This window comes from Cetobacterium sp. NK01 (genome assembly GCF_024506395.1).
GTDB lineage: Bacteria > Fusobacteriota > Fusobacteriia > Fusobacteriales > Fusobacteriaceae > Cetobacterium_A > Cetobacterium_A somerae_A.
This window is the reverse complement of sequence record NZ_JANIBO010000001.1, coordinates 1,137,047-1,157,637: the sequence shown is the minus strand read 5'-3', so window position 1 is coordinate 1,157,637 and position 20,591 is coordinate 1,137,047. Positions and strand designations below refer to the sequence as shown.

General features: G+C 29.4%; 16 protein-coding genes. 9 read left to right on the top strand and 7 right to left on the bottom strand.

The window, feature by feature from the left end; all coding sequences use genetic code 11:
- Positions 1-5: 5 nt before the first annotated feature.
- The 6 genes from NON08_RS05800 to NON08_RS05775 form a co-directional block, all read right to left on the bottom strand.
- The gene (locus NON08_RS05800; protein ID WP_256690483.1) at positions 6-650 is read right to left on the bottom strand and encodes a transcriptional regulator; all 645 of its coding nucleotides are present in this window, start codon (positions 648-650) and stop codon (positions 6-8) included.
- Between the two features lie 124 nt (positions 651-774).
- Positions 775-2,115 (bottom strand): YjiH family protein, encoded by a 1,341-nt coding sequence (locus NON08_RS05795; RefSeq protein ID WP_256690482.1) that lies wholly within the window; start codon positions 2,113-2,115, stop codon positions 775-777.
- A 237-nt stretch (positions 2,116-2,352) separates the two neighbouring features.
- The gene (gene megL / locus NON08_RS05790) at positions 2,353-3,546 is read right to left on the bottom strand and encodes a methionine gamma-lyase (protein ID WP_256690481.1); all 1,194 of its coding nucleotides are present in this window, start codon (positions 3,544-3,546) and stop codon (positions 2,353-2,355) included.
- Positions 3,547-3,683: 137 nt separating this feature from the next.
- Positions 3,684-5,036 (bottom strand): magnesium transporter, encoded by a 1,353-nt coding sequence (gene mgtE, locus NON08_RS05785; protein WP_256690480.1) that lies wholly within the window; start codon positions 5,034-5,036, stop codon positions 3,684-3,686.
- A 243-nt stretch (positions 5,037-5,279) separates the two neighbouring features.
- Positions 5,280-5,480, bottom strand: coding sequence for a cold-shock protein (locus NON08_RS05780; protein WP_023052090.1), 201 nt, complete (start codon positions 5,478-5,480; stop codon positions 5,280-5,282).
- 181 nt (positions 5,481-5,661) lie between these two features.
- Entirely contained in the window at positions 5,662-6,291 is a 630-nt protein-coding gene (locus tag NON08_RS05775) for a polysaccharide deacetylase family protein (RefSeq protein WP_256690479.1), read from the bottom strand.
- Between the two features lie 239 nt (positions 6,292-6,530).
- Here NON08_RS05775 and NON08_RS05770 point away from each other — a divergent pair, with 239 nt between their 5' ends.
- Positions 6,531-8,069, top strand: coding sequence for a helix-turn-helix domain-containing protein (locus NON08_RS05770; RefSeq protein WP_256690478.1), 1,539 nt, complete (start codon positions 6,531-6,533; stop codon positions 8,067-8,069).
- Between the two features lie 25 nt (positions 8,070-8,094).
- On the opposite strand, the gene NON08_RS05765 is transcribed toward NON08_RS05770, so the two are convergent.
- Positions 8,095-8,613, bottom strand: a complete 519-nt coding sequence (locus NON08_RS05765) for a hypothetical protein (RefSeq protein WP_256690476.1) — start codon at positions 8,611-8,613, stop codon at positions 8,095-8,097.
- Between the two features lie 273 nt (positions 8,614-8,886).
- Between NON08_RS05765 and glgB the strand changes: the two genes are divergently transcribed.
- From glgB to NON08_RS05725, 8 genes are all read left to right on the top strand, one after another.
- Entirely contained in the window at positions 8,887-10,764 is a 1,878-nt protein-coding gene (gene glgB / locus NON08_RS05760) for a 1,4-alpha-glucan branching protein GlgB (protein WP_256690475.1), read from the top strand.
- Between the two features lie 3 nt (positions 10,765-10,767).
- Positions 10,768-11,886 (top strand): glucose-1-phosphate adenylyltransferase, encoded by a 1,119-nt coding sequence (locus NON08_RS05755; RefSeq protein ID WP_256690474.1) that lies wholly within the window; start codon positions 10,768-10,770, stop codon positions 11,884-11,886.
- The gene (glgD, locus tag NON08_RS05750) at positions 11,886-12,977 is read left to right on the top strand and encodes a glucose-1-phosphate adenylyltransferase subunit GlgD (protein WP_256690473.1); all 1,092 of its coding nucleotides are present in this window, start codon (positions 11,886-11,888) and stop codon (positions 12,975-12,977) included. The genes NON08_RS05755 and glgD overlap by 1 nt, the downstream gene beginning before the upstream one ends.
- Before the next feature lie 19 nt (positions 12,978-12,996).
- Positions 12,997-14,439, top strand: coding sequence for a glycogen synthase GlgA (gene glgA, locus NON08_RS05745; protein WP_256690472.1), 1,443 nt, complete (start codon positions 12,997-12,999; stop codon positions 14,437-14,439).
- Positions 14,436-16,868, top strand: a complete 2,433-nt coding sequence (locus NON08_RS05740) for a glycogen/starch/alpha-glucan phosphorylase (RefSeq protein WP_256690470.1) — start codon at positions 14,436-14,438, stop codon at positions 16,866-16,868. Before glgA ends, NON08_RS05740 begins: the two co-directional genes overlap by 4 nt.
- Entirely contained in the window at positions 16,861-18,798 is a 1,938-nt protein-coding gene (locus tag NON08_RS05735; RefSeq protein ID WP_256690469.1) for a glycoside hydrolase family 13 protein, read from the top strand. Before NON08_RS05740 ends, NON08_RS05735 begins: the two co-directional genes overlap by 8 nt.
- 398 nt (positions 18,799-19,196) lie before the next feature.
- Positions 19,197-19,862: an amino acid ABC transporter permease gene (locus NON08_RS05730; RefSeq protein ID WP_256690468.1), complete on the top strand. Its 666-nt coding sequence runs from the start codon at positions 19,197-19,199 to the stop codon at positions 19,860-19,862.
- Positions 19,859-20,587 carry an amino acid ABC transporter ATP-binding protein gene (locus tag NON08_RS05725; RefSeq protein ID WP_256690467.1) on the top strand — a complete coding sequence of 243 codons (729 nt, stop codon included), beginning with the start codon at positions 19,859-19,861 and terminating at the stop codon, positions 20,585-20,587. The genes NON08_RS05730 and NON08_RS05725 overlap by 4 nt, the downstream gene beginning before the upstream one ends.
- The last annotated feature ends 4 nt before the right edge of the window (positions 20,588-20,591 follow it).

The following is a 20,591-nucleotide window of genomic DNA, read 5'->3' as shown; positions in this document are numbered from 1 at the left end:
CTTTTTTAAATTTTACTTAGATAACGATATATTGTTGATTCAGAAACATTTAAAGCTTCTGAGACCTCTAAAACTCCACCTCTTAAATCAAATATCCCCTTTTGGTGAAGCTTTTTTATAACATTAAGCTTCTCCTCCCCCTCTATCTCTTTCCAAGATACTCTACCTTTTAAAATCTCTAGTAAAGCCTTGTTTATCATCTCTTTTATAGAGTTTGGAAAATCTACTTCTGTTACTACCTCTTTTTCATCCTTTAAATTTAAACCAAAATTTGCCATACTTTCCATTTGATAAGCTATGTTTAAATAACTACTTACATCTACATTCACACATATCATTCCAATAATATTCCCATCTATATTTTTTATAAAAAATGTTGAAGATCTAAGAATTTTTCCTCCAACAACACCTTTTGAATTTGTTATAAACTCCTTATCATCGTAAAGTCTTTCTTTTAAAATTTTTAGTCCAAATTCACTCATAGGAGAACCTATCTCTCTACCACTCACATGGTTGTTGTATATCTCAATACTTGAACAACTCACATCTCTTAAATCATGAAGCACTACCTCTACGTTTTCTCCATAACACTTAGACATAAATCTCGCCACTTTTCTATACTCCTCTAAGATCTCTAAGTCTCCTTTCAACTCCATCCCCTCCCTTACCAATACAGGTATATACCTCACTCATTTCAAAAAGTCAAATTTTTTTCTTATAATAAGAATTTTTTTCCCATCTGTCTTATTCAATAAAAAAAGGGAGTTTCCTCCCTTAATTTGCAAGCAATCCTATTTTTAACATAAATAATCCAACTGCGTATATCATTGGAAATGCAACTATACTTCTTAAGAAAAATATCTTCATTACATCAAAAAAATTAAACCCTATTTTTGAGTTCATAAGAATAATTCCTGTTTCGCTAAAATATATTAACTGGGAAAATGTAAGTCCTCCTATTACAAATCTAGCTAACTCACTTGGACAATCCTTAATAAAAACAGCTGGTAACCACATATCTGTAATTCCTATTATCATTGATGGTGCCATATATTGAGCTATCTCTTTTTCAAATCCAATAAACTCTAAAAATGGTATCATTGGAGCTGTTATAACTTGAAAAACCGTTGTCTTTTCAGCAAGAACTAGTCCTATTGTTCCAACTAACATTATTACTGGAGTAAAGGTTACATATATTGTCAAAACTTTTATAAAAGAGTCTTTTAAAACTTTTGTAGCCTTTGTTTTTCCTGCTACATCTGAAGCTAACCTTAAAGCGTAGCTCATACTTGTGTCTCTTTCATTTGGTGCTTCGCCCTCTTTATAGTAATCATCTTTAAATTTTTTCAGTGGAAGTCTTGAAATTACAACTCCTGTTAAAATTGTACAAACTACAATAGAACCATAAAAATATCCAAATATATGTGATAATCTTAATAAATCTGCCATCATTATAGCAAAAGATATTCCAACTAAAGAGAATGATGTAGCTATAATAGCCGCCTCTTTTTGTGTGTAATATCCCTTTTCGTACTGTTGATCTGTAACCACAATTCCAATAGTTCCATCTCCTACAAAAGATGCCAATGCATCTATTGCAGCATATCCTGGAACTCTAAAAAGTTTTCTCATATATGGAGCTATTAAAGTTCCAATAAATTCAACAAGTCCAAAGGATGTTAAAAGAGGTATTAGCATAACTTCTAATAAAAATGTTACTAATATTGTTGGAAGTAACTCATCTATCATCATAAGACCTGTTCCCTCATCAGCCACAACCTCTCCTATAACAGTTGGCATAAAATTATATGCTATTAATATCAATGATGATGCTCCAATTATTCTAACAGCTGATACAAATTTACTACCTATAAAAAATTCGTCTAAAACTCTATCATTAAAAGTTTTTTTCTTTATTCCTAAAATAGTTCCAAAGATGGTGACAGCAGCAAATCCTATCATTAAGGATTTAATTACTCCCACATATCCATTAACTATGTAACTTTTTATGTGTCCTAAAAGCATTGCTGACTCTCCTCCAATTACAATTGGAACTAAAAAAAGCCAGATTCCCATAAAAGAATAAAATCCGAATTTAAAAGTATTGATTACCACTATCGCCTCCTTATTTTTTAATAAAAAAAAGAGCGCACAAAGGTACGCTCTAAAAGATAACAAATAACAAAATACTTAGATATTGTTATGGCAGCGTCACAATATTTATGTTCACAGGGTTACAACGTCATCGCCATCGGCCTTAGGCTCAGTTTATAAAGGTGAACTAATATTAAAATTTTATAATGCATTATGATGCATTTTAGTTATTTTGTCAATATGTTATTTTTTATTTTTTTATACTAATTCTAGACCATTTCTTAAGTCTGCTATTATATCCTCTACATCCTCAAGTCCAACAGATATTCTAACTAGTCCATCAGTAATTCCAGCAGTTAATCTCTCCTCTTTTGTATATGGTGAGTGAGTCATTGAAGCTGGATGTTGAATAAGTGTTTCTGTATCTCCTAATGAAACTGCTAAAGAACAAAGATTTAGGTTATTTAATAAAGTTTTTCCTGCATCCATTCCACCTTTTAGTTCAAAGGCAAAAATTCCTCCAAAGTCTTTCATCTGCTTACAAGCTATATCATGTCCTGGATGTGTTTTTAATCCTGGATAGAATACAGTTTCAACTTTAGGATGAGTGTTTAAAAATTCCGCTACTTTTCTAGCGTTAGAACAGTGTCTTTCCATTCTAATCTCTAAAGTTTTCATTCCTCTTATTATATAATAAGCATCCATAGGACTAAGAACTGCTCCTGTCATATCTTTTACTCCAACAAGTCTGATCTGAGTTACTAAATCCATTTTACCAACAACAAAACCAGCTATTACATCTCCATGTCCATTTAAGTATTTTGTAGCTGAGTGAACAACGATATCCGCTCCCAATGTCAAAGGTTTTTGACAATATGGTGTTGCAAATGTGTTGTCCACCACAACTAATATATCACTATTGTGTGTGTGAGCTATTCTTGAAACTGCTTCTATATCAACTATTTTCAAATTTGGATTTGCTGGTGTTTCTAAATAAACAACTTTTGTATTAGGTTTTAATGAGTTTTTTACAGCTTCTAAATCTGAAGTATCTATGAATTCTACATCTATTCCAAATTTTGTTAATCCATGACTAAGCAGAGCAAACGTGCATCCATAAAGTGTTTTATCTGCTAAAACATGATCTCCTGCTTTTAAAACTGTCCACATAACTGAAGCTATTGCTCCCATTCCTGAAGCTGTAGCTAGTGCTGCTTCTCCCTCTTCTAAAAGAGCTAATTTTTTCTCTACAACTGTTACTGTAGGATTTCCTAATCTCGAATAAATATATCCCTCTTCCTCTAAAGCAAATCTTTTTCCCCCTTGCTCAGCTGAATCGAATATAAATGTTGATGTTTGATAGATTGGTGTAGCTAAAGTTCCAAAAGGGTTTTTTTCACTTCCACCATGAATTGCTATTGTTCCAAAACCATTTTTCATATTTTTATCCATAATAACTCCTCCTTATGAAACCTACTTTTAATTAATTCAATTATACCCCTTTTATCTCTGAAAGCAAGGTTTAAGAAAAAAAACTGTTATATAACAGTTTGAAATAATAAAAACCAGCTCATGTGAGCTGGTTTTCTCTATCTTAATACATCACTATATAAAAACATTGCTAAGTAGAAGTAAATTACTAAAGCTAATGCATCAACTATTGTTGTAACTAATGGTCCTGCCATTATAGCTGGGTCTAATTTTAGTTTTTTAGCTCCTATTGGAAGTAATCCTCCAACTAATTTAGCTATTACTACTGTTATTCCTAAAGTAACTGACACTAGCATTGACATTTTAAAATCCTGCTTTAATATATAGTTCATACGCAAAAAGTTTACAGCACCTAATCCTAATCCTACAATTAAACTTACTCTTAACTCTTTCCATACAACTTTTAAGTAGTCACTCATTTTGATCTCCCCTAAAGCCATTCCTCTTATTATAAGAGTTGAAGATTGAGATCCTGCATTTCCACCTGTATCCATAAGCATTGGAATTGCTGCAGCTAAAACTACCATCTGTTCTATTATTTCTTCATATTTACTAATAATCGATCCTGTAAATGTTGCTGAAACCATCAATACCAAAAGCCATGTTAAACGATTTTTAGCTAGGTGTAAAACTGAAGTTTCTAAATACTCCTCTTTACTTGGAGCCATAGCTGCCATTTTCTGGAAATCCTCTGTATTTTCTTCCTCTATAACATCTACCATATCATCTATTGTAATAATTCCAACTAAGATATTTTCTTTATCAATTACTGGTAAAACTGTTAAATCATACTTTTTAAATAACTTTACTGCTTCCTCTTGGTTTGTTGATGTTTTTACAGAAAGTATATTCTTATCCATTATATTTTCTATAATTTCATCATCAGAAGATGCTAAAAGTTTCTTTAAAGTTATCTCTCCCTCAAGCTTTTTGTTTTTATCTATAACATAAGCCACATCTATAGTCTCAAGATCTTCAGCGTATTTTCTAATATGCTCAAGACTTTCTCTCACTGTTTGACTACTTTTTAGAGAAAGATACTCTATTGTCATTAAACTTCCTGCTGAATCCTCTTCATAAGATAAAAATTGATTAATTAAAGATCTATTCTCATGTCTGTAATTTTCAAGTACTCTCTTTACAACATTTGAAGGCATCTCTTCTAAAAAGTCAATCATATCATCAAAATATAGCTCCTCTAATAGAGATTGAAGTTTATCATCATTTATTGAACTTACAATTTTCATCTGCTCTTCAGCATCTAAATTTGCAAATACCTCTGCTGCTAACTCTTTATGTAAAAGTCTAAAAAGAATAATCATATCCTTTTCATTTTCACTATTAGCTTCAATAAATTCAGCTATATTCACAGGAGTTTCTAAGTTTAGAACCTCCTTTAGACCTTTTAAATCCTTTTTTAATAGAAGTTCTTTTACTTTTGCTTGAAACATTTTTCCTCCCTTGATTTTTGCAGAGGAAAAACGAAGAAAAATTTCTAGATTTTTCCCCTACAAACTATTATTAAATTTTTATTCTTTTTAGTCCGTTTGGGGTAACTATCCATCTTTTCTCTCCTTTAATTTATTTTTGTTTTTCAACCTTTAAATTATACCTTTTTTATAATAAAAAGTAAATCCTTTTACATTTTTTAATAAAAAAAAAGCCTTAGATTTCTCTAAGGCTTTAAAATATCATTACTTTACAGTTACGATGTTAGATGCTTGAGGTCCTCTTTCACCTTGAACTACGTCAAAAGTTACTTCTTCTCCTTCTACTAACTTCTTGAATCCATCTTTCTTGATTTGAGAGAAGTGTGCGAATACATCTTTCCCGTCCTCACCAGTGATAAATCCAAATCCTTTTTCTTCGTTAAACCATTTAACTGTACCTTTCATTTGATACCTCCATAAAATTATTTTTTTATAACTCTACAAATCTTAATCTTTAAATCAGAGGTTAAACAAACTCAAGTTACCTATTGGTTTCTCTTCTAAAAATTTTAAAACTCATATTATTAATCTAGAGTTATTATACATGTTTTTTGTTAAAAAGTAAAGTCTTTTTTATTTAAATTTTTTATTTTTTACTTAACTCTTCAACTGTCACAAACTGAAAACCTTTGGCTTTTAATTGAGGAATTGCAACTTTTAAGGCTTGAGCAGTTTTACCATAATCATGCAATAATACAATTCCATTATCTTTAGCATTTTCTACTAAAAATTTAGCTATATAATCTGCATCTGAAGGTTTTTCCCAGTCCTTTGGACAGATGTTCCACATAACAGATTCCATCCCTAAATTTTTTCTTAGCTCCTCTTTTTGAGTTTTAGTTAAAGCTCCATATGGTGGTCTAAAATGACCTACTTTTTTATTTGTTACAGCTGTTATTATTTTATTTGTACTTTCTAACTCTTTTTTTACTTCATTCATTGGTAATTTTTTTAAATTTGGATGATTATATGAGTGATTTGCTATTTGATGACCACCCTCATGGATTTTTTCTAAAATTTTAGGATATCTTTTCCCATTTGTTCCTAAGATAAAAAATGTTGCTTTTGCATCATTTTCATTTAAAACTTCTAGTATCTCCTCTGTAATCTTTGCCTTTGGACCATCATCAAAAGTTAATGCTATTCTCTTAGCCTCTTGAGCAAAAATAGATATACTTGCTAAGCATACCACTAATAAGTACTTTAATATTTTCATTTTCTCTCCCTCTCCATATTTTTTCAATTAAATATAACATATTTTAAATTAAAAAAGCTATAGATTTTTCTATAGCTTTTGGCTTTTAGTTGTCGGGGGGTAACTAAAAGAATTTTGAATATATTTTATATATCCTTTTCACTATATCATAATACTTTTTTTATAATCCGCAATAAAATTCTTTTATTTTTTTCTAAAAATTTATATAATTATTATAATTTTAATTAGAGGAGGCCTTTGTGAAACTTTCAAAAATTGATATATCTATTCTTAAGCTTCTTATAAATCACGAAACACTTTCTTTAGAACAGATTACTTTCTTTTTAAATATATCTATTGTTACAGCTCGAAATAGTATTAAAAATATTAATATTTTTTTAAAATCTTATAATTTTGGAAAAATAATAAAATCTAATAAAGAGTTTTATCTCAATTTAACTAAAGATTCTTTTGAAATTCCTGACAATGATTTAAATATAACTTTAAGTTCTGAAGAGCGAATATCATATATGATTATTCTATTAATTTTTGAGAAAAAAGTTAACCTTAACTCTTTAACTGATATCTTTCAAGTAAGTAGAAATACTCTAAACAATGATTTATTACACATGAAAAAATTTTTTAAAAAATCTAATCTATCTTTAAAAAGTATCTCTTGGCAAGGAATTCTTCTAAAAGGAGACTACAACACTATAAAGGAGTTTTCTATTAAATATTTAAGTAAAATCCTTATAAAAAAAGAACTTAACGAGATTATTTGGACACTTTATGGAAAATTTTTAAATCCTCTTGTAAAAAGGTATTTTGATACTTTTATAACACCTAAACTTCCCGCTAACATAAAATTACTTCAACAAAAGATAATAACTACTTTAAATCTTGAAATTGGAGTATATCTCTATGAAAAAATTGAGTGCATGCTTATATATCACTTTATTTTTTATAAAGATATTTGTGAGAATTTTGATTTAAATTTAAATTCTTTTTCTGAAGATTTACAAATTGTCTTTAATAATATTTATAACTCTTTAGAAAAAATAGATGATTTTAAAAATCTTGATTTAAAAGTTTTTCAAAGCTTAGCAACTTCTCTTTTAACTATAACAGATGAATATATCTATACTACTTATAAACCCCTTACTAAACCTATATCTGACCGTGTTGAAGAAATATATAGTGTCACTTTAAACAAAACAGAAGTTACTCTTCTATCTCAAATATTGAGTAATGCATACTTTAAATTTGATTTTTCCATTATAAGTTATTCTAATTATTTTATAACTGATTATGATATCCCTAAAAGTGTAATTACAGATATTAAATATACTTTAAAAAAGAAAAAAATTACTCTTTTAGAAGAGGACTATTATACTTTAGCAATCTATCTTTATGACACTATATGTACTCGTTATAAAACTTTAGATATCGATATAAACTTTTTAATAATTGATTCATCTTTTAAAAACTGGTTAGGTCATGAATTAAAAAAAGAGTTTCTAAAGCATCTCTCATTTTTAAAAATAGATATTTTATCTATTTTTAATTACTCTACTTTAGACAACTCTCTTATTGAAAAGTATGATTATATACTTTTTACAAACTACATAGATAAAAAAACTCTTTTGAAGAAAAATCCTGAATTAAAAGATAAGATATATTATGTTAAATATAATGATTTTTTTGAAGTCAATAATCTGTGGGGACAACTATTTTTTGGTCCTGGTGGTGAAAAATCACTACCATTTATAAAAAGAAAACTCAACAAATGCCTTTCTTAGATGTATATTTGAAATATACATCTTTTTAAATTTTAGCTATAATTAGCCCCAATTTCCCTCTTCTACTCTTTATAGAAGCCAAACTTCTTTTTAATTCAGCTGCTATTTCTAAATCTGTCTTTCTTAAGTAATTATCTTTTAAATATCTATCATCTATATCATTCCATTTTTTCTTCTCATAAAGCTTTAATTTTCCAATCATATAACCTATTTGATACTCACTTTTATTAAGTATTTCGGATAATTTTTTAGAACATTCTTTATAATTTCTTTTTAAATACTCTACCTCATTTTCTTTCCAAACTATCAAATTACTTCTTGTTTTGCTCTTCTTTTCACTATATCTCATATAAAAATGTTCTAAAGTTTTTTTTTGAAACTCCTTAGTTACATTTTTTATTACTAATATACGATTTTCTTTATTTAGAAGTCTAATCTCATTTTGTGGACAATATACATCTACACTTTCATTTAACAATTTTAAAAAACTCTCTTTTTTACCAGTATACTCATATGAATGACAAAATATATTTTCAAAACTCATAATTTCTAATGCTACCCCTCCTAATTTTTTAAATGTGCTTATACTTAAAGATTATATTAAATTTTAAATTTAGGTAATTCCAATTTTACTTTTTTTTTTTGAAAATTTTTTTGTAAAAATAAAAAAAATCTAAAAATATTGTTTACTAATCAAACTAATACTTTCTTTTTTTAATTTGGAAATTTTTTTTTATTTTAAGAAAGGAAAGGTGTATCTTTTTTCAAAAGAATATATTATAATAATTAAAATTTAAAAAAAGAGAGGGGGATTTCTATGAATTATACTCTTTATAACACTTTCGGAGCTCATATTAAAACTATTGATAATACTCAGGGTGTTTTATTTACTCTTTGGGCACCAAACGCTATCAAAATCTCTGTTGTTGGAGATTTTAATAATTGGGATGGGAAAGCAAATTATATGAATAAAGATGTAAAAACAGGAGTTTGGACTCTTTTTATTCCACATTTAAAAGAGGGAACACTTTACAAATATATGATTGCTGATAAAAATCATAAAATATTTTTGAAAAGTGATCCCTTTGCCTTTCTTTCAGAAGTGAGACCTAATACTGCCTCTATTGTTTATAACCCATTTACATCTTTTCCATGGGAAGATAACAAATGGTTAGAAAAAAGAGAGAAGGAAAACTTATATAAAAAACCTATAAGTATCTATGAGTTGCATCTTGGTTCATGGAAAAGAAACTATAACCGCGGAGAAGGTCCTGAAGATGGAAGAGAATTCCTAAATTATAAAGAGATTGCTAAAAAGCTTGTTCCTTATATATTGGAAACAGGTTTTACACACATTGAAATTCTCCCATTGACTGAGCATCCCCTAGATACCTCTTGGGGATATCAAGGTGTTGGATATTTCTCTATCACCAGTAGATACGGAACTCCAGAAGATTTCAAACACCTTGTAAACGAGTGCCATAAAGCTGGAATAGGAGTTATTTTAGATTGGGTTCCTGGACATTTTTGTAAAGACGCCCACGGTTTATATAGATTTGATGGAACACCTCTTTTTGAATACGAAAACGAAATTTTAGGGGAAAATCCCACTTGGGGAACTGCTAACTTTGACTTTACTAAACCCTTTGTAAAAAACTTTTTATTATCAAGTGCAACATTTTTATTTGAACATTTTCATATTGATGGAATCAGAGCTGATGCAGTCTCTAATCTTTTATACCTTGAGTATGGGCGAGAAAAAACTGGCCTTAAAAACTCTTTAGGTGGAGATGCTAAGCTAGAGGCTATTGATTTTCTTAGAACACTCAACGAAACAATTTTTAAACTTTACAAAAATCCACTAATGATCGCTGAAGAAGCTACTTCATGGCCTTTAGTTACCGCTCCTACATATAAGGGTGGACTAGGTTTTAACTATAAATGGAATATGGGATGGATGAATGATATGTTAAAGTACATGTCTTATTCTCCTTGCGAGAGAGATAGTCATCACAATCTTTTAACCTTCTCTCTTATGTATGCTTTTAGTGAAAACTTTATATTAGCTTTATCTCATGATGAAGTTGTTCATGGAAAAAAATCTCTTCTAGATAAAATGAATGGAGATTATATACAAAAATTTGACTCCCTTAGAATGTTTTATGGATTTATGTTTGGACATCCAGGAAAAAAACTTCTTTTCATGGGAGGGGAGTTTGGTCAATTTATTGAATGGAGATATTATGAGGAATTAGAGTGGAAACTTTTAAAATACCCTCAGCACGACTCTTTAAAAACTTACGTTAGTAAATTAAATGAGTTTTATAAATCAGAGCCAGCTCTTTGGGGAAATGATTCAACTGGTGATGGTTTCCAATGGTTAAATCACAAAAATCATACTCAAAAGCTCATAACTTTTATTAGAAAAGGTGATACTTCTGAAGATTTTATTTTAGTTGTTTGTAACTTTACTAAAAATGAATATATCAACCACTCTATTGGTGTTCCTAGAATGGTTGAATATGAAGAACTTTTCAATAGTGATAAAGATATCTTTGGAGGAAGTAATCAAACTAATCCAAATATTATAAAACCTATAAATAGAGAATTAGATGATCAACCATTCTCTATTCCTATAAACATAGCTCCACTTTGTACACTATTTTTAAAACCAATATTTAAAAGGGGGAAGTAAACTATGAAAAAGAAAATGATTGCCATGATTTTAGCTGGAGGACAAGGTAGTAGATTAAAAAAACTTACTAAAGATGTTGCTAAGCCAGCTGTTCCTTTTGGTGGAAAATACAGAATTATCGATTTTCCACTGAGTAATTGTGTTAACTCAGGAATTGATACTGTAGGGGTTTTAGTTCAGTATAAACCATTTTTATTAAATAGACACATAGGAGTTGGAAGTCCTTGGGATCTAGATATTGAAGGGGCTGGAGTTAGTATTTTACCTCCATACTCCACAGAAAGTGAAAATCGTTGGTATAAAGGAACTGCTGACGCAATCTTTCAAAATGAAAACTATATTGATATGTATAATCCTGAATATGTTCTTATTCTATCAGGAGATCATATCTATAAAATGGATTATGATAAGATGTTAGATTTTCATATTGAAAAAGGAGCTCAAGCCACAGTTGCTGTTATTGATGTTCCTATGGATGAGGCCTCTCGTTTTGGCATTATGAATACAACAGACACTGGAGAGATATATGAGTTTGAAGAAAAACCAAAAGAACCTAAGAGTACTCTAGCTAGTATGGGAATATACATTTTTAATTGGTCACTTCTAAAAAAAGCATTAAAAGAGGATCAACAAGATAAATATTCTGAAAAAGATTTTGGAAAGAATATTATTCCTAAGCTTTTGAGAGAGGGGCATAAACTAATGGCTTATCCTTTTGCTGGATATTGGAAAGACGTTGGAACAATTGAAAGCTTATGGGCTGCTAATATGGATCTATTAGATAGCTCTAATCCTATAGATTTATTTGATAGAAATTGGAGAATCTACTCTCAAGCAACTAATAAGCCAGGGCATCTTCTAGAAGAAACTGCTGTTATTAAAAACTCTATTATTTCAGAAGGGTGTATTATTAAAGGAGAGGTTATTAACTCAATTATCTCATCTGAAGTTCTAATTGAAGAGGGAGCTAAAGTACACAACAGCGTTATCTTAGCTGGGGCTGTTTTAAAAGAAGGAAGTTTTGTTAATAGAATAATTTTAGGTGAAAATGTAACAGTAGAAGCTGGAGAACACTTTGGAAGAAAAGATGAAATTTTATTTATAAGCGGGGGGGATGAATAATGTTATCAAAATACACTGGAGTTATAACATCTTTTGAAAGTAGAGATCTTTTAAAAACTTTAACTTTACATAGAGGAATTGCTACTGTACCCATTGCAGGTAAATATCGAGCAGTGGATTTCCCTCTGTCATATATGAGAAATGCTGGAATAAAAAATATCCACATACTTACACCTAAAAATTGTCGTTCTCTTAGAAACCACCTAGATGTTACTAAATCTTGGGGTTTAAATAGAAAAAATGGAGGTCTTACAATTCACACAGGAGATGTTGAAACAGATACTGAACTTTTAGTTGAAAATTTCGATGATCTTTTAAAAGCTAAAGATGATATGATTGTTATTGCTCCTACATATATGGTAGCTAATATAGATTTAGATAAAGCTATGGAGTTTCATGAACTTTCAGAAGCTGACATTACTGTTATATATAAAAATATCCCTGAACCATCTGAAAATTTTTTAGGATGCGATATATTAGAATTTAATGAAAAAAACAATCTAAATAGGGTTTGCAGTAATTTTTTACCAAAGAAAAACCAAAATGTATCTTTAGAGATATTTTTAATTAAAAGATCTCTTTTAATGGCCCTTATTATGGCAAGACCTAATAAGGATCTACCACTAAAAGATATTATTTATAGAAGTAAAACTAATCTAAAAATTACAGGATTTGAGCATAAAGAGTATCTATCATGTTTAAACTCTCTTGCTAATTATTTTAGAACTAATATGGAACTTATTAACTCTAAAAATTTAAAAGAACTATTTTTCAATGAAAATAGACCTATTTTTAGTAAAATAAAAGATTCTATTCCTACTCATTATTTAAGTGAAGAGGTAGTAAAAAACTCTATTATTTCCAATGAATGTTTTGTTGAAGGAACTGTTATAAATAGTGTTTTATCTAGATATGTAAATGTTGAGCGAGGTGCAAAGCTAGAGAATTGTATCATTCTTCAAAATTGTACTATTAAAGCTGGAACACATTTAAAAAATGTAATTGTTGATAAAAATGTAATTTTAGAAGATACAGAGTTAGAAGGTAATCCTTTTTATCCTCTCGTTATTCAAAAAAAATATAAGTTTTAATCTCAAAGGAGGAGACAAGATGAAAAATATTAATCTACTTTTTGCTACTTCAGAAGCTGATCCTTTCTTAAAAGTTGGTGGCTTAGGGGATGTTTCTCATGCCCTTCCCAAGGCTCTTAAAAAAGTAGGGGTTAATGCTAAAGTTATTCTTCCTAAAAATGGAAATATCCCTAAAAAATTTATTGAAAAAATGAATTTTTTAGGCTCTTTCACTGTTCCTGTAGGTTGGCGAAATCAATACGCTGGACTTTTTCATTTAGAATATGATGGAGTTGATTTTTACTTTTTAGATAATGAGTATTATTTTAAAAGACATGTTCCATATGGTCATTATGATGATGGGGAAATTTTCTCTTTTTACTGTAGAGGAGTTTTAGAAGCTATAAAACATATTCCTGACTTCACTCCAGATATAATTCATTGTAATGACTGGCATACTGGTATGATTCCTGTACTATTAAAAGCTTTTTATAAAAATGATCCTCTTTTAAAAAATACTAAAACAGTTTTTACTATTCATAATTTAAAATATCAAGGAGTTTTCTCTAAAGATATTTTAGGAGAGTTATTATGTCTTGATAGTTCTTACTATTCAGAGGATAAACTTAAATTTTATGATGGAGTTTCTTTTATGAAAGGAGGGCTTATATACTCTGATTTAGTAACAACCGTTAGTGAAACCTATGCTAAAGAGATCACTTATCCTTTCTATGGAGAAAAATTAAATGGATTAATAATCGAACTAGGAGATAAAGTTCATGGAATTGTAAATGGGATTGATTATACTCTCTATGATCCTAGAAAAGATGATAAACTTTATGCTAATTTTGGTCTTACGAACTTAAAGAAAAAATCTATAAATAAAGTTGAACTACAAAAACGTCTTGGACTTCCTGTTGATGAAAACGTTCTTATGGTTGGCTTAGTTTCTCGTTTAGTTAGCCAAAAAGGCCTTGATTTAATAAAGTGGGTTATGGATGAAATTTTAAATATTAACCTTCAATTTGTTGTTCTTGGAACTGGAGATGTTCAATATCAAGATCTATTTAATTACTACTCATATATTAATCCTGGAAAGCTTTCTGCAAATATAAAATTTAGTGATGAGCTAGCTCGAAAAATATATGGAGCTTGCGATCTATTTTTAATGCCGTCACTTTTTGAACCTTGTGGTATTGGTCAACTTATTGCTATGAGATATGGTACTATTCCTCTAGTTAGAGAAACAGGTGGATTAAAAGATACAGTTAGTAACTTTAACCCTGAAACTCTTGGTGGAACAGGATTTGTTTTTCAAAATTATAATGCTCATGACATGCTTTTTAAGCTTGAATATGCTGCTAAGATTTTCTATGAAGATAAAAAAGCCTGGACTGCTCTTATGAGATCATGCATGAAATATAACTCTGATTGGAAAGAGTCTGCTAAAAAATATAAATCATTATATGGAGGTCTTTTATGAATTTAACTAAAAACCAATTTAAAGATGACTATATTAAAAGACTGACACTTACTTTTGCTCAAACTCCTACTGAAGCGTCTTTAGAACATAAGTATTTAGCCTTAGGAAAACTTATTAGAGACTATATCTCTGAATCTTGGGCTGAAACTAACAACTATTACACTAAGAAAAAATGTAAACAAATTTATTACTTCTCTATGGAATTTTTACTTGGAAGACTTTTGAACTCCTATCTTTTAAACCTTAATATCAGAGATACTGTTAAAGATGGCCTTAGAGACTTAGGTATTGATTTAGAAGAGATTTTACAGTTAGAACCTGATCCTGCTCTTGGTAATGGTGGACTTGGAAGACTTGCTGCATGTTTTATGGATTCTCTTGCATCTTTAGGATTTCCTGGTCATGGATGTGGAATTAGATTTAAACATGGACTTTTTAAACAAAAAATTGTAAATGGATATCAAAAAGAACTTTTAAATAACTGGTTAAAGGATGACTTTCTATGGGAGATTAAAAAACCAGAAAAAACTGTAACTGTTAGATTTGGAGGTAGCGTTACTTTAAACAACACTCCTGATGGTATTGTTCCTATATACTCTGGACATGAAGAGATTGATGCTGTACCATATGATATTCCAATTTTAGGAGCAAATATGGAAACAGTTAATACTCTTAGACTTTTTAGTGCTGAGCTTCCTGAAGAGGACATTGATCTTAATAGTTTACAAAAAGGTGACTATCAAAAATTCATAGATAAAAAATTTGCTGTAGAAGCTATTTCTCAAATTTTATATCCTGATGACTCTAGTTATAGAGGGAAACTTTTACGTTTAAAACAGGAATATTTTTTTGTAAGCGCTGGTTTACAAACGATTTTGAAAAGATATAAAAAACTTAAAGAGTCTATTCATAAATTTTCTGACTTTGTTGGAGTTCACATAAATGATACCCATCCTGCTATAGCTGTTGGTGAACTTATGAGGCTTCTTTTAGATGAAGAAAAGCTGGACTGGGATAGTGCATGGGATATAACAGTTAAAACTTTAGCTTATACAAATCATACTATTTTAGCTGAAGCAATGGAAAAATGGCCCTATGATATGTTTAAAAAAACAGTTCCAAGAATCCTTATGATTATAGAGGAGATTGATAGACGTTTCTGTGAAGAGGTTAGCCGAAAGTATGAAGAGGATTATAACAAAATTGATTCAATGAGAATAATCTATAATGGAGAGGTTAGAATGGCAAACTTAGCTATTATTGGTTCTCACTCTATCAACGGAGTTGCTAAAATACATACTGAAATTTTAAAAAATCGTGAACTTCATAACTTTTATCTTCTTTATCCAGAAAGATTCAATAACAAAACTAATGGAATAACTCATAGACGATGGCTTAAAAATGCTAATCCTGATCTTTATAAATTAGTTATTGAGAAAAGTGGTTCTGAATGTTTAAATGATACAAATAAATTTATTAATTTTTTAAAATACATAAATGATGATAATGTGTTACAAGCTCTTGATAAAATTAAATTTAAAAATAAAGAAAAAGTTGTAGCTTTTGTCAAAAATAACTATAACTTAGATATAAATCCTTTTTCAATATTTGATGTACAGATTAAAAGACTTCATGGATATAAAAGACAGCTGCTTAATATTTTCCATATAATTTATCTTTATAATAAATTAAAAGAAAATCCAGAGCTAGATATTGTTCCAAGAACATTTTTCTTTGGGGCTAAAGCTGCTCCATCATATTATTTAGCTAAAAATATAATAAAGCTTATAAATTCTGTAGCTAATATTGTTAACAATGATCCTGATATTAGGAATAAAATAAAAATTGTATTTTTAGAGAACTATGGAGTTTCTATAGCTGAGCTTATTATTCCTGCTGGAGACGTAAGTGAACAGATATCTACAGCATCTAAAGAAGCCTCAGGAACTGGAAATATGAAGTTCATGATGAATGGTGCTGTTACATTGGCTACTTTAGATGGAGCTAACGTTGAAATATATGATGAAGTTGGAGACAATAATATTGTTATCTTTGGACTTACATCTCAAGAGGTTATGGATTTAGAAAAAAATAGAACTTATAACTTTAGAGACATTTTAGATTCTAATTCTGATTTACAAAAAATCCTTAGACAACTTAGTGATGGTACATTTTCTGAGAATAAAGATGAATTTAAAGATATTTTAAATCATATATATGGAGAAGGAGATCCTTACTTTGTACTAAAAGATTTTACGGCTTATGTTGAAGCTCAAAATATAATAAATACTCTTTATGAAAATAGAAAAGGATGGCTTCAAATGTGTTTAGTTAACATTGCCCATTCTGGAAAATTCTCTTCAGATAATAGTATTAGAAAATATGCTGAAGATATTTGGCATATTAAGGAGGTGAAAAGAGGTGAATAGTCTTTCCTACTCTATACCTAATAATTCAATCTTATTTGACTCACAAAACGAAAGATTTAAAACACCTTTTGGAGCTACTCCTTGTGGAGAAAATATAAAATTTAATATTCTTACTCAAAAAAATATCAATTGCTTAAATGTAAGTTTAATTGTTAAAAATGGAAAAACAAACGAGATTAAAATGTTTCCAAATGGAGAAGAAAAAATTGGAGACCACGACTATATAGTCTGGTCTCTTAATTTTACAACTCCATCTTTAGCTAAAACTATTTTTTATCACTTTAAAATAACTATTGGCAATGAAAATACTATTTTTTATTATGGAAATAACTCTCTTGCTCTTGGTGGAAGTGGTGAGATTTATGAAAATTTTCCAATTGATTATCAAATAACTTTATACTATAAAAATAATCCTACTCCTAACTGGTTTAAAGAGGGAATTGCTTACCAAATTTTCCCAGATAGATTTAGAAATGGTAATAAAGATACTAAAGTCAATGAACCTAAAGAAAATAGTTTTTTATATGGAAAATGGTCTGATATACCTATGTATATTAAAAATAATAAAAATGAGATTGCTCGTTGGGATTTTTTTGGTGGAAATTTAAAAGGAATTACAGAAAAAATTAACTATTTAAAAGGTTTAAATGTTAAAACTTTGTATTTAAACCCAATTTTTGAAGCTACGAGTAATCATAGATATGATACAAATAACTATCATAAAATAGATCCTATTTTAGGTTCATATAAAGATTTTAAAGATATGATTAAAGAGTGTAAAAAAAGAGATATTTTTATAATCTTAGATGGTGTTTTTAACCACACTGGTAAAGATAGTATCTATTTTAAAGAAGCATCTATGAATAAAAACTCCCCTTTTTATCCTTGGTATAGATTTCAAAACTATCCATATGACTATGATTGTTGGTGGGGAATTAAAGATTTACCATGTGTTAACGAGTTAGATCCTAGTTTTTTTAAATATATTGTAGAGGGCGAAAATAGTGTTATTAGCCATTGGATGAATACAGGTATCAAGGGATGGAGACTTGATGTTGCTGATGAACTTCCTAGTTTTTTTATAGAGAGTTTAAAATACAAGTGTAAAAATATTGATTCTGATTCTGTTATAATTGGAGAGGTTTGGGAGGATGCTAGCAATAAAGTTAGTTATGGACAAAGAAGAGAGTATTTTAATGGAAAACAGCTAGACTCTGCTATGAACTATCCTCTTAGAACATACCTTTTAAATTTCTATAATGGTTCTATTGATAGTGCTACTCTTTGTAAATATATGAATTCATTAAAAGAAAACTATCCTAGAGAGAACTACTATGCTTCTTTTAATCTTTTAGGAAGTCATGATGTAAAAAGAATAAAAACTTCAGTTAAAGATATTGTTAAAGAGTTTAATATAGATCCTCAATATTTTGAACCTGCAACAACTAGAGTTTTAAAATCTTTAAGTTTAATTCAATTTACTATTCCAGGAGTTCCTGTTATCTACTACGGTGATGAAGTTGGATTAGAAGGTGGAAAAGATCCTGACAATAGAAGAACATATCCCTGGGGAAATGAAGATCAAGATCTTTTAAATTGGTATAAAAAAATATCTTTTTTAAGATCACAATCTAAAGTATTAAAAAAAGGAGAAATTAAATTTTTTTCACCTCACCCTGACGTTTTTGCTTACATCCGATATCTTCCCAATGAGAGAGACTTTATAGGTGTTATAACAAATAGAAATCCAAATAAATCTAAAATTTTTAAAATCAATTTGAAGGAATTTCTTGGTCAGTTTAGTAATAATATAGCGACTGACATATATCGTTGGAATGACCCCCTAATCGTTCCAATAGATTCATCTACTAATTTCCCAATAAAAATCCCCCCACTAAAGACCCTTTTATTTAGTAGTAAAAGTGTCTGAAAAAGCTGAGCACTCCCCCCTGCTCAGCTTTTTTCCTAAGAATATTTAGAAAGCTAAAGCTCTAAATATTTTTAGGAAAAATATTTTTATAAAAAAATAATTGACAAATTTATTTTCATAGTTTATAATCAATCAAACTTTAGCAGTTTATGAATTTTTTAAAGGAGGTCAGGTCATGTTATTTAGAATTGATAGGAATAGGGTACAATATAATAACAACTCTATATTCTATTATATTCTTAGTAATTTTTGATGCTGGCCATCCATTTTTATCCCTATAATTATGGATTACTTTTGCAAAATTATTTACCCTTTTAATTTTGGAAGGTCTAAGAGTATAAGTCTATACTCTTAGACCTTCTTTTTTTATACCAAATACTAATATAAAGGAGATTTTTATGGGAGATTACTTAAGTACACTAAAAACAATTTTTATTGATGGTTACAGATATCAATATGTTCTTCAAGGTTTAGCTTTTTCAGTTGGTGTAACAGCTTTTTCAGCTATCTTTGGTGTTATTTTTGGTATTTTTATAGCTCTTTTAAGATTGTCTACAAAATTTAAATGGATAGCTATTTGTTATATTGATTTAATTAGAGGAACTCCTGCTGTTGTTCAGCTTTTAGTTTTAGCTAATATAATCTTTGCAGGTTTTAGAGATATGCCAATATTTTTAGTAGCTGGTATTGCCTTTGGAATTAACTCTAGTGCATATGTTGCTGAGATTATTAGAGCTGGTATTGAAGGTCTTGATAAAGGCCAAATGGAAGCTTCTAGAGCTCTTGGAATGAGTTATCCTATGGCTATGAAAGAGGTAATTATTCCTCAAGCTATTAGAAAAATTCTTCCTACTTTAGTAAGTGAGTTTATAACGCTTTTAAAGGAAACATCTATTGTTGGCTTCATTGGTGGAGTTGATCTTTTAAGATCTGCTAATATAATTACCTCTCAAACATATAGAGGTGTTGAACCATTACTTTTGGTTGGTTTAATATATCTAATTTTAGTTGGGATATTTACAAAAATTATGAGAGGCGTTGAAAAGGGGTTGAATAAAGCATGATAAAAGTTGATAATCTATTTAAAAATTATGGTGAGTTAGAGGTTTTAAAGGGTGTTTCTACCCATATCAACAAAGGTGAAGTTGTAGCTGTTATAGGTCCATCTGGAAGTGGAAAATCTACTTTTTTAAGATGTTTAAATCGTTTAGAAGAACCTACTCTTGGGCATATCTTCATTGCTGGAGAGGATATTATGAGTCCTAAAACAGATATAAATCATATGAGAGCTAAAGTTGGAATGGTTTTTCAGCATTTCAATCTTTTTCCACATAAAACAGTTTTAGAAAATCTTACCTTAGCACCTATGAAAGTTAAGGGAATGAAAAAAGATGAAGTGGATGAAAAAGCTCTAACTCTTCTTAAAAAAGTTGGATTAAAAGATAAGGCTCTTGCTTATCCCGATCAACTTTCAGGTGGTCAAAAACAAAGAATAGCTATAGCTAGAGCTCTTTGTATGGATCCTGAAGTTATACTCTTTGATGAGCCAACTTCAGCTCTTGATCCTGAAATGATTCGAGAAGTTTTAGACGTTATGAGAGAACTAGCTAACGAAGGTATGACAATGGTTGTAGTTACCCATGAAATGGGATTTGCTAGAAAAGTAGCAGATAGAGTCTTATTTATGGATCAAGGCTCTATTTTAGAGGATACAACCCCTGAAGAGCTCTTTGAAGGGTCTAACCACTCAAGAGCAAAGGATTTTATTGAAAAAGTTTTAAATCATTAATAAT

What these genes read in the sequence shown, in the direction of transcription:
- megL (WP_256690481.1), bottom strand. Translation starts at nt 3,546, where the DNA reads ATGGATAAAAATATGAAAAATGGTTTTGGAACAATAGCAATTCATGGT.
- mgtE (WP_256690480.1), bottom strand. Translation starts at nt 5,036, where the DNA reads ATGTTTCAAGCAAAAGTAAAAGAACTTCTATTAAAAAAGGATTTAAAA.
- NON08_RS05780 (WP_023052090.1), bottom strand. Translation starts at nt 5,480, where the DNA reads ATGAAAGGTACAGTTAAATGGTTTAACGAAGAAAAAGGATTTGGATTT.
- NON08_RS05775 (WP_256690479.1), bottom strand. Translation starts at nt 6,291, where the DNA reads ATGAAAATATTAAAGTACTTATTAGTGGTATGCTTAGCAAGTATATCT.
- NON08_RS05765 (WP_256690476.1), bottom strand. Translation starts at nt 8,613, where the DNA reads ATGAGTTTTGAAAATATATTTTGTCATTCATATGAGTATACTGGTAAA.
- glgB (WP_256690475.1), top strand. Translation starts at nt 8,887, where the DNA reads ATGAATTATACTCTTTATAACACTTTCGGAGCTCATATTAAAACTATT.
- NON08_RS05755 (WP_256690474.1), top strand. Translation starts at nt 10,768, where the DNA reads ATGAAAAAGAAAATGATTGCCATGATTTTAGCTGGAGGACAAGGTAGT.
- glgD (WP_256690473.1), top strand. Translation starts at nt 11,886, where the DNA reads ATGTTATCAAAATACACTGGAGTTATAACATCTTTTGAAAGTAGAGAT.
- glgA (WP_256690472.1), top strand. Translation starts at nt 12,997, where the DNA reads ATGAAAAATATTAATCTACTTTTTGCTACTTCAGAAGCTGATCCTTTC.
- NON08_RS05740 (WP_256690470.1), top strand. Translation starts at nt 14,436, where the DNA reads ATGAATTTAACTAAAAACCAATTTAAAGATGACTATATTAAAAGACTG.
- NON08_RS05730 (WP_256690468.1), top strand. Translation starts at nt 19,197, where the DNA reads ATGGGAGATTACTTAAGTACACTAAAAACAATTTTTATTGATGGTTAC.
- NON08_RS05725 (WP_256690467.1), top strand. Translation starts at nt 19,859, where the DNA reads ATGATAAAAGTTGATAATCTATTTAAAAATTATGGTGAGTTAGAGGTT.